The sequence below is a fragment of the Streptomyces sp. NRRL WC-3549 genome (assembly GCF_000721935.1).
Lineage (GTDB): Bacteria > Actinomycetota > Actinomycetes > Streptomycetales > Streptomycetaceae > Streptomyces.
In genome coordinates, this window is record NZ_KL585412.1 from 58,764 (window position 1) to 73,406 (window position 14,643).

At 71.2% G+C, this 14,643-nt stretch carries 10 protein-coding genes, 1 tRNA gene, 1 pseudogene and 1 riboswitch; of the genes and pseudogenes, 10 read left to right on the forward strand and 2 right to left on the reverse strand.

Features of this window, described 5'->3' with window-relative positions; genetic code table 11:
- From IH13_RS40145 to IH13_RS0120710, 8 genes are all read left to right on the forward strand, one after another.
- The coding region (locus tag IH13_RS40145) for a LysM peptidoglycan-binding domain-containing protein (RefSeq protein ID WP_037841903.1) at positions 1-434 on the forward strand (434 nt) is incomplete at its 5' end.
- 290 nt (positions 435-724) lie between these two features.
- A riboswitch (cyclic di-AMP (ydaO/yuaA leader) is annotated at positions 725-895 on the forward strand.
- Positions 896-1,600 (forward strand): transglycosylase family protein, encoded by a 705-nt coding sequence (locus tag IH13_RS0120680; protein ID WP_031086588.1) that lies wholly within the window; start codon positions 896-898, stop codon positions 1,598-1,600.
- A 316-nt stretch (positions 1,601-1,916) separates the two neighbouring features.
- A complete protein-coding gene (eno, locus tag IH13_RS0120685; protein ID WP_031086589.1) occupies positions 1,917-3,203 on the forward strand; it encodes a phosphopyruvate hydratase in 1,287 nt (428 codons plus the stop codon).
- 94 nt (positions 3,204-3,297) lie between these two features.
- Positions 3,298-3,768: an FtsB family cell division protein gene (locus tag IH13_RS0120690; RefSeq protein WP_031086590.1), complete on the forward strand. Its 471-nt coding sequence runs from the start codon at positions 3,298-3,300 to the stop codon at positions 3,766-3,768.
- A 58-nt stretch (positions 3,769-3,826) separates the two neighbouring features.
- Entirely contained in the window at positions 3,827-4,360 is a 534-nt protein-coding gene (locus IH13_RS0120695; protein ID WP_031086592.1) for a DUF501 domain-containing protein, read from the forward strand.
- A 96-nt stretch (positions 4,361-4,456) separates the two neighbouring features.
- Complete coding sequence (locus tag IH13_RS0120700; RefSeq protein WP_031086594.1) at positions 4,457-5,398, forward strand: Ppx/GppA phosphatase family protein; 942 nt, start codon at positions 4,457-4,459, stop codon at positions 5,396-5,398.
- A 448-nt stretch (positions 5,399-5,846) separates the two neighbouring features.
- Positions 5,847-7,232 (forward strand): NAD(P)/FAD-dependent oxidoreductase, encoded by a 1,386-nt coding sequence (locus IH13_RS0120705; RefSeq protein WP_082317656.1) that lies wholly within the window; start codon positions 5,847-5,849, stop codon positions 7,230-7,232.
- Positions 7,233-7,567: 335 nt separating this feature from the next.
- Positions 7,568-8,890, forward strand: coding sequence for an SAM-dependent methyltransferase (locus IH13_RS0120710; RefSeq protein ID WP_031086598.1), 1,323 nt, complete (start codon positions 7,568-7,570; stop codon positions 8,888-8,890).
- Here the strand turns inward: IH13_RS0120710 and IH13_RS0120715 are convergent.
- Positions 8,883-11,405: pseudogene (locus IH13_RS0120715) on the reverse strand (ABC transporter permease); the annotation flags it as partial. The gene IH13_RS0120710 and the pseudogene IH13_RS0120715 overlap by 8 nt on opposite strands.
- 57 nt (positions 11,406-11,462) lie before the next feature.
- On the reverse strand, positions 11,463-12,230 hold the full coding sequence (locus IH13_RS0120720) for an ABC transporter ATP-binding protein (RefSeq protein WP_031086602.1): 768 nt from the start codon (positions 12,228-12,230) through the stop codon (positions 11,463-11,465).
- A 1,015-nt stretch (positions 12,231-13,245) separates the two neighbouring features.
- Between IH13_RS0120720 and IH13_RS0120725 the strand changes: the two genes are divergently transcribed.
- A tRNA-Leu gene (locus IH13_RS0120725) sits at positions 13,246-13,329 on the forward strand.
- Between the two features lie 329 nt (positions 13,330-13,658).
- Complete coding sequence (locus IH13_RS0120730; RefSeq protein ID WP_031086605.1) at positions 13,659-14,543, forward strand: Bax inhibitor-1/YccA family protein; 885 nt, start codon at positions 13,659-13,661, stop codon at positions 14,541-14,543.
- Positions 14,544-14,643: the final 100 nt, after the last annotated feature.

Genomic DNA, 14,643 nt, shown 5'->3' on the forward strand with positions numbered 1-14,643 from the left:
TCGGCGGGTCCGCCCCGTCGGCGCCTCCGTCCGCCACCCCCTCGCCCGAGTCCACCGCGACCCCCGGCGCCTCGCAGGGGGCCCCGGGCGGCAAGCACCGCGGCGCGCCCGCCCCCGAGGGAAGCACTCCGGGGTCGAAGGAGGCGGGCGGACGGGAGACCGGCCGGCACGCCTCCCGCGGCGACTCCGGTGTGCGCGAGGGCACCGGGACGGAGGCGGGCGGCACCTACACCGTCCAGGAGGGCGACAACCTCTGGGCGATCGCCGAGACGCAGGAGGTGCCCGGCGGCTGGACCGCGCTCTACGCGGCCAACAAGCAGGAGGTGGGCTCCGACCCGGACCTGATCCTCCCCGGCCAGAGCCTCGACCTGACCTCGGCGAGCGAGGCGGGCGGCACCTCCGCGCAGGACGGGACGGCCGTCGCCGGCAACTGATCAAAAACGGGAAAACACCCCGAAACCAAGGGTAGTTCAGAGGCCTATGTCCACTTATGCGTAAGTGAGACATGGGTCTCTTTGCTGCAACTGGCGCGCCGCGCCCGCCCGGTCCGCCCGCATCGGCTCCGACCTGCGGAAATGACCCCTTTTACGGCCGCACTACGGGCTGATTGCGCGTTATGTCCATCTTTGAATGTCGGGGTTGGGTGTGTTTACGGTCAGAACCGCTCGCACCGCGGGCACCTTCGACCGTCACGCCGAATCCTGCCGTCGGCCGAAGGGGACAGACGCGTAAAGCGCCGTAGGCAGGAGCGGGGGACCCAGGTAAGTGCCGGGACCAGGCCGTCGAAGGACGGGCGGGACCGGCTCGGGGTGAAGCCACTCGTACATGCGGGTGGCCGGGCAACTCACAGGCCCGAACCCGACAGCTCACCTCGTAGGCGTCGGTGAGGAGAACCATGCTGCTTTCGTCCAAGGGCAAGCACCGCCGTCCCTCCAAGGCCGTCCGGGTCGCCACCCTCGCCGGTGTCGCCGGTGCCGCCGTCGCCGTCCCGCTGATGGGTGCCACCGGCGCCTCGGCCGCGTCCGTCGCCACCTGGGACGCCGTCGCGCAGTGCGAGTCCGGTGGCAACTGGTCCATCAACACCGGCAACGGCTACTACGGCGGCCTGCAGTTCTCGCAGTCCAGCTGGGCGGCCGCCGGTGGTACGCAGTACGCGTCCCGCGCCGACCTGGCCACCAAGGAGCAGCAGATAGCCACCGCCGAGAAGCTCCTCGCCCTGCAGGGCCCGGGTGCCTGGGCCTGCGCCGGCGCCGGTGGCCTGACGAACGACGGTGTGGACCCGGGCGTCGACACCGGCTCCGGCTCCGGCTCCGCGAAGAACGGCGACTCGGCCCCCCAGGCCCAGCCCGAGCGCAAGGCCGAGCAGCCCACCACCCGCAGCGAGTCGCGCACGGCCCCCAAGGGGACCGTCACCACCCCGACCGGCCAGAAGGTCGAGAAGGGCGACGGCGAGTACAAGGTCAAGGCCGGCGACACCCTCAGCAAGATCGCCGACGCGAAGCACGTCAAGGGCGGCTGGCAGAAGCTGTTCAAGCTGAACGACGACATCGTCGACAACGCCGACCTGATCTTCCCGGGGCAGCAGCTCCACCTGAAGTAGTCCTGGGACTCTCCTCTCCTCCCCCCAGGGCTGCCCCGGCCCGGTGCACCGACCCCGTGTGCGCCGGGCCGGGGCGCGTCCGGGGCGGCGGTCCCGGGCCGCCCCGCCGCGGACCGTCAGGCGGGGGAGTGTTCAACTCTTGTGGTTACCCGTCAGTAAATTTCTGAAGCTTTGTCCGTAATGCGGACCCTTGGGTCCTTTTTCGTCCCAGGGGACGGGCGGCGGGCCGACGCAGCGGGCCGGGCCGGTTAGGCTCGTGTCGCAAGGCCACAGTGACCCTGCCCAATCAGTGTCAGATCCCAGAAGGAGATGCCTCGTGCCGTCCATCGACGTCGTCGTAGCCAGGGAAATCCTCGACTCCCGGGGTAACCCCACGGTCGAGGTCGAGGTCGGCCTCGACGACGGCAGCACGGGTCGTGCTGCCGTTCCGTCCGGAGCCTCCACCGGTGCGTTCGAGGCCATCGAGCTTCGTGACGGTGACCCCAACCGCTACCAGGGCAAGGGCGTCGAGAAGGCCGTCCTCGCCGTGATCGAGCAGATCGGCCCGGAGCTCGTCGGCTACGACGCCACCGAGCAGCGCCTCATCGACCAGGCCATGTTCGACCTGGACGCGACCGAGAACAAGGGCTCGCTCGGCGCCAACGCCATCCTCGGTGTCTCGCTGGCCGTCGCGCACGCCGCGTCCGAGGCCTCCGACCTCCCGCTGTTCCGCTACCTCGGCGGCCCGAACGCGCACCTGCTGCCCGTTCCGATGATGAACATCCTCAACGGCGGCTCGCACGCCGACTCCAACGTGGACATCCAGGAGTTCATGATCGCGCCGATCGGCGCCGAGTCGTTCTCCGAGGCCCTGCGCTGGGGTGCGGAGATCTACCACACGCTGAAGAAGGTCCTCAAGACCAAGGGCCTGTCCACCGGCCTCGGCGACGAGGGCGGCTTCGCGCCGAACCTGGAGTCCAACCGCGCCGCCCTCGACCTCATCCTCGAGGCCGTCAAGGAGGCCGGTTACGTCCCCGGCCGCGACATCGCGCTCGCGCTGGACGTCGCCGCGTCCGAGTTCTACAAGGACGGCGTCTACGAGTTCGAGGGCAAGTCCCGCTCGGCCGCCGAGATGACCGAGTACTACGAGGAGCTCGTCTCCGCGTACCCGCTGGTCTCCATCGAGGACCCGCTGTACGAGGACGACTGGGCCGGCTGGAAGGTCATCACCGACAAGCTCGGCTCGAAGGTGCAGATCGTCGGCGACGACCTGTTCGTGACCAACCCGGAGCGCCTCTCCCGCGGTATCGAGGAGGGCTCCGCCAACGCCCTGCTCGTCAAGGTGAACCAGATCGGTTCGCTGACCGAGACCCTGGACGCCGTCGAGCTGGCCCAGCGCAACGGCTTCAAGTGCATGATGTCGCACCGCTCCGGTGAGACCGAGGACGTCACCATCGCCGACCTCGCCGTCGCCGTGAACTGCGGCCAGATCAAGACCGGCGCCCCGGCCCGCTCGGACCGCGTCGCCAAGTACAACCAGCTGCTGCGCATCGAGGAGATCCTCGACGACGCCGCGGTCTACGCGGGCCGTTCGGCGTTCCCGCGCTTCCGTCACGAGGGCTGACAGCCGGCCCGGGGCCCTCACGCCTCCGTCCGTCCCCGCACTCGGTCCCGTACCGTGTGCGGGGACGGACGTGCGTAACGGGGAGGCGTGAGAGATGGCCGGGAAGGACCGCGACCGGTTCTCCACCACGACCAGGCTGCGGTTGCTCGGCGAGCAGACCGCGGCCCGCGTCTACCGTTCCCAGAACCGCCGCCAGGCCCGCCGCTCCCGGCTCACCGGCCGGGCCGCGTTCCTGGCGCTGATCGTCTGCTCGCTGGTGGTCGCCCTCGCGTACCCGATGCGGCAGTACATCTCGCAGCAGGACCAGATCGCCGAGCAGCAGAGGCTCGCCCGGGAGGCCCAGAAGCGGACCGAGGAGCTGCGCGACGAGAAGGCGCGGCTCAAGGACGACGCCTACGTCCGCCGCCTCGCCCGGGAGCACCTGCACTACGTGGTGCCCGGGGAGACCAGCTACACGGTGATCGACCCGGACGCGGCGGACGCCCGCCGGGGTGAAGCGGGCGCGAGCGGCAAGCCCTGGCACTCCAACCTCTGGGACGGCGTCGACAGCGCGGACCGCGAGTGATCCGGCCCAGGTGCGCACACCGATACACAACGACCGAACGATGACATTCAAGGCAGGCATGGACACGCCCCCTCCGCAGACCGAATCCACCGCGCCCACCGCTGCGGACGTCGCCGCGTTCGAGCAGCAGCTCGGCCGGCCGCCGCGCGGTCTGCGCGCCATCGCGCACCGCTGCCCGTGCGGCAACCCGGACGTGGTCGAGACGCAGCCCCGTCTGGAGGACGGCACGCCGTTCCCGACGACGTACTACCTGACGTGCCCGCGTGCCGCGTCCGCGATCGGGACGCTGGAGGCGAACGGCGTCATGAAGGAGATGACCGAGCGCCTGGCCACCGATCCGGAGCTGGCCGCCGCCTACCGCGCCGCGCACGAGGACTACCTGGCGCGCCGCGACGCCATCGAGGTGCTGGAGGGCTTCCCGAGCGCGGGCGGCATGCCGGACCGGGTCAAGTGCCTGCACGTCCTGGTCGGCCACTCGCTGGCGGCCGGCCCCGGGGTCAACCCGCTGGGCGACGAGGCGATCGCGATGCTGCCCGAGTGGTGGGCGAAGGGCCCCTGCGTCACGCCGTGCGGTGAGAACGAACCGTCCTGACCGGATCCGGGGCGGCCGGGTGCCTTCCGGCCGCCCCGGCCCCGTCCGCCGGCCGCAGACGGTCCCGGCGTCCGTCCAACCACAGGAGCCAGCCCCATGACCCGCGTTGCCGCCGTCGACTGCGGTACCAACTCCATCCGCCTGCTCGTCGCCGACGCCGACCCCGCCACGGGGCGGCTCACCGACCTCGACCGGCGGATGGAGATCGTCCGGCTCGGCCAGGGCGTCGACCGCACCGGCCGGCTCGCCCCGGAGGCGCTGGAGCGCACCTTCGAGGCCTGCCGGGCGTACGCCGCCTCGATCGAGGAGCTGGGCGCCGAGAAGGTCCGGTTCGTGGCCACCTCGGCCTCCCGGGACGCGGAGAACAGCGACACCTTCGTCCGGGGCGTCCTGGACATCCTCGGCGTCGAGCCCGAGGTCGTCAGCGGCGACCAGGAGGCACAGCTCTCCTTCTACGGTGCCACCAGGGAACTGGCGGGCAGCGACCGCCTGGAGCGGCCGTTCCTCGTCGTGGACATCGGCGGCGGCTCCACCGAGTTCGTCCTCGGTGACGACACGGTCCGCGCGGCCCGGTCCGTGGACATGGGCTGCGTACGGATGACGGAACGTCACCTCGTCGTGGACGGGGCCGTGTCCGACCCGCCCGCGCCCGACCGGATCGACGCGATCCGCGCGGACATCGCCGCGGCCCTGGACCTGGCCGGGGAGACGGTGCCCCTCGCCGAGGCGGCGACGCTCGTGGGCCTCGCCGGGACGGTCACCACGGTCGCCGCCATCGCGCTCGGGCTCCCGGAGTACGACAGCGAGGCGATCCACCACTCCCGGGTCTCCCTGGAGCGGGTACGGGAGATCACCGCGCGGCTGTGCGCCTCGACGCACGAGGAGCGGGCGGCGATCCCCGCGATGCACCCCGGCCGGGTCGACGTGATCGCCTCGGGGGCGCTGGTCCTGCTCGCGGTGATGGAACGCACGGGCGCCCGCGAGGTCGTCGTCAGCGAGCACGACATCCTCGACGGGATCGCCTGGTCCCTGGCCTGAGCGGAGTGCGCCGGGGCGGGGTGCGGGGGCGTGCTCATGCGCACTCCCGCCTGCACTTCTGAGCCTTTCGGGCCCTCTCCGGGCTCTTTCCGGGAGGGCTTTCGCGAGGTGCCGCGAGCAAGTTCGTGAACTTCTTCACAAGAGATTCGGCCCCTCTGGGCGAAGTTCTGCCCCCCGGGGGCCGTCCGGGCCCCCGGGGAGGGTGCGCGACGGCCGTGCGGGAACGTTTCCAGGGTGTGGCGCGGGTGTGTCCCGGGCGCCCGGTCCACCCGCCCCGGCGGGTCAATGGCCAGCTCACAAGCGGTGTACAACGTTCGCGGCGGCCTCTTGGTTCCCCACTGCGATCATGACCTGGGTCACGCGGGCGGCGAAGTGTAGCAGAGGGTGCGCCCAACCTTGTGAAGGGGCTCACGAGCATCGCCCCTGAGGGGGGTGGATACTCGATGGCATGAGCACCACGGAGCGTCCCAGGATCCTCGTTGTAGGCGGTGGGTACGTAGGCCTGTACGCAGCTCGTCGCATTCTGAAGAAGATGCGGTACGGGGAGGCGACCGTCACGGTCGTCGACCCTCGCTCGTACATGACGTACCAGCCCTTCCTCCCCGAAGCTGCTGCCGGCAGCATCTCGCCTCGGCATGTCGTCGTCCCGCTGCGACGCGTCCTGCCCAAGGCCGAGGTCCTCACCGGCCGCGTCACGACCATCGACCAGGACCGCAAGGTCGCCACCGTCGCGCCGCTCGTCGGCGAGGCGTACGAGCTGCCCTTCGACTACCTGGTCATCGCGATGGGCGCGATCTCCCGCACCTTCCCGATCCCCGGCCTCGCCGAGCAGGGCATCGGTATGAAGGGCATCGAGGAGTCCATCGGGCTGCGCAACCACGTCCTGGAGCAGTTGGACAAGGCCGACTCGACGACCGACGAGGAGGTGCGCCGCAAGGCGCTGACCTTCGTCTTCGTGGGTGGTGGCTTCGCCGGTGCCGAGACCATCGGTGAGGTCGAGGACATGGCCCGCGACGCGGCCAAGTACTACTCCGGCGTGAGCCGCGACGACATGCGGTTCATCCTGGTCGACGCCGCCGACAAGATCCTCCCCGAGGTCGGCCCGAAGCTGGGCGCCTACGGCAAGGAGCACCTGGAGAGCCGTGGCGTGGAGATCTACCTCTCCACCTCCATGGACTCCTGCGTCGACGGCCACGTGGTGCTCAAGAACGGCCTGGAGGTCGACTCCGACACCATCGTGTGGACGGCCGGTGTCAAGCCGAACCCGGCGCTGGCCCGCTTCGGCCTGCCGCTCGGCCCCCGCGGTCACGTGGACACCTCCGAGAAGCTCCAGGTGCAGGGCACCGACTACATCTGGGCCGCGGGCGACAACGCCCAGGTCCCGGACATGGTCGGCCGCCGCGCCGGCAACCCCAACGCCTGGTGCCCGCCCAACGCCCAGCACGCGCTGCGCCAGGCCAAGGTCCTCGGCGACAACGTCATCTCCGGCATGCGGGGCTTCCCGCAGAAGGAGTACAGCCACGCCAACAAGGGTGCGGTCGCCGGTCTCGGCCTGCACAAGGGCGTCGCGATGATCGTCGTCGGCAAGATGAAGCTCAAGTTCAAGGGCCGTCTCGCCTGGTACATGCACCGTGGCTACCACGGCATGGCCATGCCGACCTGGAACCGCAAGATCCGCATCTTCGCCGACTGGACGCTGGGGATGTTCCTCAAGCGCGAGGTCGTCTCGCTCGGCGCCATGGAGACGCCCCGCGAGGAGTTCTACGAGGCCGCCAAGCCGAGCCCCCCGCCGGCCGCCGCCAAGTCCGAGGGCGAGAAGGCCAAGGCCTCCTGACCCTGGCCCCCTGACCGGAGCCCGGTCAGGGAGCCACCGTGGTGCCCGTACGTCGTCGAAGGGGCCGTCCGCCATCCGTGGTGCGGGCGGCCCCTTCGGCGTGCCCGGCGGCGCCGCGCTCCGGCGACGCGTTCCACCGGGGCGCCGTCCGGTGGAGAAGTAAGTGGTAAGTGCAGGTATTTTGCCGTTCCGTTGCGTGCCGACGGGATGGCTCGTGGGCAGGATGGCGTTGTGCAGGGTGCAGCTCGCCGCGACACCGAGGTGTCGCGGCGTTGTTTGGGCATGTTTATGCGAATTTAGGCATGTTGGGAAACACCACCACGGAGGTGTGCGCCATGGCAGACGCCGCGTCGCGGCTGACCGCTCTCGCCGAAGAGTTGCTGGGGGAACCCCTGCCGGTCCGGATCCGGGCCTGGGACGGCAGCGAATCCGGGCCGCCGGGCGCCCCCGTGCTCGTGCTGCGCCACCGCCGCGCCGTGCGCCGGCTCCTCTGGAAGCCCGGCGAACTGGGCCTCGCCCGGGCCTGGGTGGCCGGTGAGATCGACATCGACGGCGACCTGTACGCGGCGCTGGACTCCCTCGCCGCGCTGCTCTGGGAGCGCGGCACCGACGCGAAGGGCGCCCCGAACCCGCTGCGCGACCCGAAGGTGCGGGCGTTCGCCCGCGGCCTGGTCCAGCTGGCCGGGCCCTGGCCGCCGCCGCCCCCGCCCGCCGAGGAGGTCCGCCGCCGCACCGGCGCCCTGCACACCAAGCGCCGGGACAGGGAAGCCATCAGCCACCACTACGACGTGGGCAACGACTTCTACGCGATGGTCCTCGGCCCCTCCATGGTCTACTCCTGCGCCTACTGGCAGGAGGGCTCCACCCTGGAGGAGGCCCAGCGCGACAAGCTCGACCTGGTCTGCCGCAAGCTCGGCCTGAAGGAGGGCGACCGGCTGCTGGACGTCGGCTGCGGCTGGGGTTCCATGGCCATCCACGCCGCCCGCGAGTACGGCGCCCGGGTCACCGGCGTCACCCTCTCCACCGAGCAGGCCGCCTTCGCCCGCAAGCGCATCGCCGACGAGGGCCTGACCGACCGGATCGAGATCCGGGTCCAGGACTACCGGGACGTGCGTGACGGCCCCTACGACGCGATCTCCTCCATCGGGATGGCCGAACACGTCGGCTCGGTCCGCTTCCGCGAGTACGCCGACGACCTCTACGCCCTCCTCAGGCCCGGCGGCCGGCTGCTCAACCACCAGATCGCCCGCCGCCCCGAGAAGGACGAGTCGGCCTACCGGATCGACGAGTTCATCGACGCCTACGTCTTCCCCGACGGCGAACTCGCCCCGGTGGGCCGCACGCTGGCCACCCTGGAGGAGGCCGGCTTCGAGGCCCGGGACGTGGAGGCGATCCGCGAGCACTACGCCCTCACGCTGCGGCGGTGGGTGGCCAACCTGGAGCGGCACTGGGAGGAAGCGGTCCGGGCCACCTCACCGGGGCGCGCCCGGGTCTGGCGGCTGTACATGGCCGCCTCCGCGCTCTCCTTCGAGCACAACAAGATCGGCGTCAACCAGATCCTCGCGGTGAGACCGCAGGACGGCGGCCGTACCGGTATGCCGCTGCGCTCCCGCACCTGGACCGCGTCGGCGTCCGTGTGTATAAGAGACAGGTCTTGATGGCCGTCAGCATGTTCAGCTTCGCGCCGCTGCGGGCCGGCCACAGGGAGGCCAGCACGCCCACCAGGCCCGCCAGGACCAGGAAGACGGCGAGCCGGTCCCACGGGATGACCAGGGCGTACCCCGGGACCTCGCCGGAGAGGGTCTTGCCGATCGCCCACCCCAGGAACATACCGAGGGCCACACCGATCACCGCGCCGAAGAGCGAGATGACGACGGCCTCCAGCCGGATCATGCGCTTGACCCTGCGCCGGTCCAGGCCGATGGCCCGCAGCATGCCGATCTCCTGCTGGCGCTCGAACACCGACATCGCCAGGGTGTTCACGACCCCGAGGACCGCGATGACCAGGGCCATCGCCAGCAGCCCGTACATGATGTTCAGCGCCGTGTTCACGAAGCCGCCGAACATGTCCCGGATGCCCTGGCGGTCCACGACGCTCATCGCCGGGTTGTCGCCGAGCGCGTCGACGAGGGCCTGCTCGTTGGCGTCCGTCTGGCCGCCGTCCATGGTCAGCCAGATGTCCTGGATGCCGGGGAGGGTCTCGTGCGGGTCGTTGACGGCCTTGGAGACCAGGACCGGGGAGAGGAGCTCGTTGCCCTCGTAGACCGCGCCGATCTTCAGGGTCTCCGTCTTCTCGTCCCCGAACTCGACCGGAACGCTGTCCCCGCTCTTCCAGCCGTGCGCCGTCGCCGTCTTCCGGTCGACGGCGAGCGCGCCGTCGCCCAGGGAGGCCAGGGAGCCGGAGACCGGCTTCAGCGTGAAGACCTTCTCGACGTCGCCCGGGGTGACCGCGGAGGCCGAGACGCCCTCGCCGTCGACCGTGAGCCAGGTGTACTGCTGGGGGGAGGCGGCGGTGACGCCGTCCGCCTTCTCCAGGGCCGTCAGCGCCGACTCGTCGAGCGGGCGCCCGCTGGCCATCGAGACCATGTAGTCGGCCTTGATGTTGTCCGTCGTCATCTTGTCGATGGCCTGCCCCAGCGTCACGCCGAGCACCGAGATGCCGGTGACGAGGGTGAGCCCGATCGCCAGGGCCGAGGCGGTGGCGCCGGTGCGCCGCGGATTGCGGACCGCGTTCTGCGCCGCCAGCTTGCCGGAGACCCCGAACAGCCTGCGCAGCAGCGGGCGTACCAGGGAGATCACCGGCCGCGAGAGCAGCGGGATCAGCACGATGACACCGAGCAGCGCCAGGAACGCCCCGATCCCGATGAGCGTCCGGCCGTTCCCCTCGCCCTGCACGGCACCCGTGACGATGCCCGCGGTGCCGACCAGGGTGAGCACCCCGCCGATCGAGTTCCGCACGACCAGCGACTTGGTGGTGGCCACCGCGTGGACGCTGCTCATCGCCGCCACCGGCGGGATCTTGGCGGCGCGGCGGGCCGGCAGCCACGCGGCGAGCACGGTGATCAGCACGCCGACGGCGAACGCGGAGACGACCGCGGTGGGGGAGACGACGAGCGGGCCGGCCGGGATCTTGCCGCCGAAGGCGCCCATCGCGGAGCGCAGTCCGGTGGCGAGGCCGACGCCGAGCACGAAGCCGATGACCGAGGCGATCAGGCCGACCACACCGGCCTCCGCCAGGACGGCCCACTTGACCTGCCGGCGGGAGGCGCCGACGGCGCGCATCAGGGCGAGTTCACGGGTGCGCTGGGCGACCAGCATGGTGAAGGTGTTGGCGATCAGGAAGACGCCGACGAAGAGCGCGATGCCGGCGAAGACCAGCAGGATCGTGTTGAGGTTCTTGAGACCGGCCTCGGTCTGCTCGGCCTCCTTCTGCGCGAGCACCGCGCCCGTCTGGGCCTCGGCGTCCTCGGGCAGGAGGGGCTTCACGGCGTCCAGCAGCTCCTGGTCGGAGGCGCCGGGCGCGGCGGTGACGGTGGCGTCCTGGTACGCGCCGGGGCGCAGGAAGAGCTGCTGGGCGGTATCGGTGTCGAAGAGGACCAGGCTGCCGCCCGCGTTGACCGCGCCGTCCTCGGTGGTGAAGACGCCGGAGAGGGCGTACTCCTTCACCGGCCCGTTGGTGGCGACCCGCACCGGGTCCCCGACGCGGTATTCACCCTTCTCCGCGGTCTCTTCGTCGAGGGCCACCTCGCCGGCCTTCGCCGGGCCCGTGCCGTCGGTGAACGCGTACTGCTGGTCCTTGCCGTCGGTGCCGGGCGCGAAGTTGGCGCCGGTGTTGGACCAGCCGTTGCCGATGAGCTTGCCGTCGGGGTCGGCGACGCCGGCGAACCCGGAGACCCGGCCGGTGACCTCGGCCACCCCGTCCAGGGCCCGGATCTTCTTCAGGGTGGCCTCGTCGAGGGCGGCGGTGTCCTCGTCGCCCCGCTGGGCCCAGGTCGTCACGGCGACGGCGACCTGGTCGTAGCTCTTCTTGGACTGGTTGCGGAAGGCGTTGCCGAGGGTGTCGGTGAAGACCAGGGTGCCGGAGACGAAGGCGACGCCGAGCATCACGGCGAGCACGGTCATCAGCAGTCTGGCCTTGTGCGCGAGAACGTTGCGCACGGCGGTACGGAGCATGTCGTCAATTCCTGGAGGGTGTTCGGGGAGCGGAGGGCGTGGGCACCGGCCGGCCGGTCAGCTGGTGCGGCCCTTCGCGTCGAACGCCTTCATCCGGTCGAGCACGCCGTCGGCGGTCGGCTGGATCATCTGGTCGACGATCGCGCCGTCCGCGAGGAAGATCACGCGGTCCGCGTAGGAGGCGGCGACGGCGTCGTGGGTGACCATCACCACGGTCTGCCCCAGCTCGCGCACGGAGTTGCGCAGGAAGCCGAGTACCTCGGCGCCGGAGCGGGAGTCGAGGTTCCCGGTCGGCTCGTCACCGAAGATGATCTCCGGCTGGGAGGCCAGGGCCCGGGCCACGGCGACGCGCTGCTGCTGGCCGCCGGAGAGCTCGGTCGGGCGGTGCTTGAGGCGCTCGGCGAGGCCCACCATGTCGATGACCTTCTGCATCCACGCGGCGTCGGGCCTGCGGCCGGCGATGTCCATGGGCAGGGTGATGTTCTCCAGCGCCGTCAGGGTCGGCAGCAGGTTGAAGGCCTGGAAGATGAAACCGATCTTGTCCCGGCGCAACTGTGTGAGCTGCTTGTCCTTGAGCGTCCCCAGCTCGGTCTCCCCGATGCGGACGGAGCCGCTGCTGAAGCTGTCGAGTCCGGCCACGCAGTGCATCAGCGTGGACTTGCCGGAGCCGGACGGACCCATGATCGCGGTGAACTCGCCCTGCGGGAAGTCCACGGTCACCCGGTCCAGGGCCACCACCTGGGTCTCGCCCTGGCCGTAGACCTTCGACAGCTCCGTGGCGCGTGCGGCGACCGCGGTGGTGCGGTGGACGGTGGTGGTACTCACAAGGGCTCCTGGGTCGGAAGGCTTCGGGCGCTGTGGGGCCCGCTGGGGACTCGTCCATCGTCCCGCCCGGCTCCGGCCGGGTCGTCAGTCCCCGTGACCGTTCCCGGGGCCGTCTTGAGTCGCACCGTCAGGGTGCCGGAGTACTCCTCGGGTATGACACCGACCCTGAGTCCGGCCGTCCCGCGCGGGGCGGCGCGGTGGAGCCGCGGGGGGCCGGCCGGGCCGTGGCGCCCTGGCGTCCGGGGCGGCGGCCGACACGAGAGCGACGGCTTCTACGAACCGCGCGACGAGAAGGGGCTGTTGTCCGGCAGGGCGAACTGGACGGCCGCGCACGGGGGTACGGCTGCTACCACCGACTGCTGCCCGCCCTGTGCGCCGAGCCCGGCCCGCCCCTACGGGCCGGGCTCGCCCCACTGGGGGCTCCCCGGAACCGCCCCCCCGCGGGGCCCGTCCCGGGGCACCGTGCCCCTCTGGGACGTGTGCCACCGGGTGGACCACCGCCCGCCCGCCGAGCGCGACGCGACGGTCACCCAGGGTGACGGGCCCCCTGTCGGAAACCGGGTGGAGGCGACCGCCCGGACGCTGCTGCGCGGCCTCGCGCTCTTCCCCGGCTGGCTGGACGGGCGGCGGAGGGTGGACGACGTGCTCGTCGCGCTGCCGCCCGGGGGAGCGCCGCCTTCCACGTCTCGGAGGTGGTCCCGACGGCCCCCGAGACGCTGGGGGCGGCGCCCGTCCTGCGGCACGTCAACGGCACGGGCGGGCGGTGAGGTGGCGGGGGTCCGGCGAACGGTGGCCCGGCCCTGGCGAATGCGCCGTACGGGTGCGGCGAGTTTCCGTCATTCCCGTTTGCCGTAGTTCGTGCCCATCGACCCGGCCCGGCATGTGCTGATGGGGTGGCCGACGTCTGACGGGCCCTCAAACGGTCAATAAAATAAGACAACATAGAGGGCCTGCCCGGCCGGACGGGGGATGCCCCCGGATAGGGTCATGTGCCAAAGCGGAGCCGCGCACCCCTGCCCGGGTGGTGGAATGCAGACACGGCGAGCTTAAACCTCGCTGCCTCCTCGGGGGCGTGCCGGTTCAAGTCCGGCTCCGGGCACTCACACGTGGGCGGCACGGGGCCCGGGGGGACGGTTCCGGCGATGCGGTGGGTGCGCCCCGCGCCGCGACACGGTGAGAACATCCTCGGTCACGGTGTGTACACGCGTGAGCCGGCGCCGCGACGCTCCCGCCGCCACCCCCGCGGCCATCGGGGGGCGGCCGCGCGAGTCCCTGCACGGGTGCCCCGATCCGCGCAGGTCACGCCCGGCTCGGCGCGGCCCGTCGGGGTAACTTCTCTCAAAGATCCTCCTCTGGCACTAGGGTGATTGTTTTGCCTACCCATTACTCTTGTGGCAAGGCCGCGCAGGGTGGCCATGGAGGAGTGAGATGAGGAGCAGCAACCCGGTCTTCTCGCGACGGGGGTTCAGCCGCGACAACGGCTACGCGGGCTTCAACGCGGCGCCACAGGCCGGGGCCGCCGCAGCGGGGGCCAACCCGTACGCCCAGGGCACCGCCAACCCGTACGCCACCAACCCCTACGCGCAGCCGGACACCCAGTACGGCGCCCCGCAGGCGCCGGCCCGGTCCGGCGCCATGACGATCGACGACGTCGTCACGCGCACGGCCATGACCCTGGGCACCGTGGTGCTCACCGCCGCGCTCGCCTGGGCGCTGCTGCCGGTCGACGCGGCCAACCTCGGCAAGTCGTACGGCATCGGCATCGGCGCCGCCCTGGTGGCGTTCGTCCTGGCGATGGTGCAGTCCTTCAAGCGCAAGGCGTCCCCGGCGGTCATCCTCGCGTACGCGGCCTTCGAGGGTGTCTTCCTCGGGGTGATCTCCAGCGCGGTCAGCACCTACATCGGCCCCGGCACGGTGATGCAGGCGGTGATGGGCACCATGTGTGTCTTCGCCGGTGTCCTCGTCGCGTACAAGATGCGCTGGATCCGCGTCACCCGCCGCTTCTACGGCTTCGTGATGGCCGCGGCCATGGGCTTCGTGCTCCTGATGATGGTCAACCTGCTGTTCAGCGTGTTCGGCGGCGGTGACGGCCTGGGCTTCCGCAGCGGTGGCCTCGGCATCCTGTTCGGTGTCATCGGCATCGTCCTCGGTGCGTGCTTCCTCGCCCTGGACTTCAAGCAGGTCGAGGACGGCGTCAACTTCGGCGCGCCGCGCGAGGAGGCATGGCTGGCGGCCTTCGGCCTCACCTTGACCCTCGTCTGGATCTACCTGGAGATGCTGCGCCTGCTCTCCATCCTCAACGGGGACGACTGACCCGTAGGGAACGCGTGACACGGACGGCCCGCAGGCGTGAAGCCCGCGGGCCGTCCGCGTGTACGGGGCCGGGCCCGCCGACCGCTCCGCCACCGGCTGG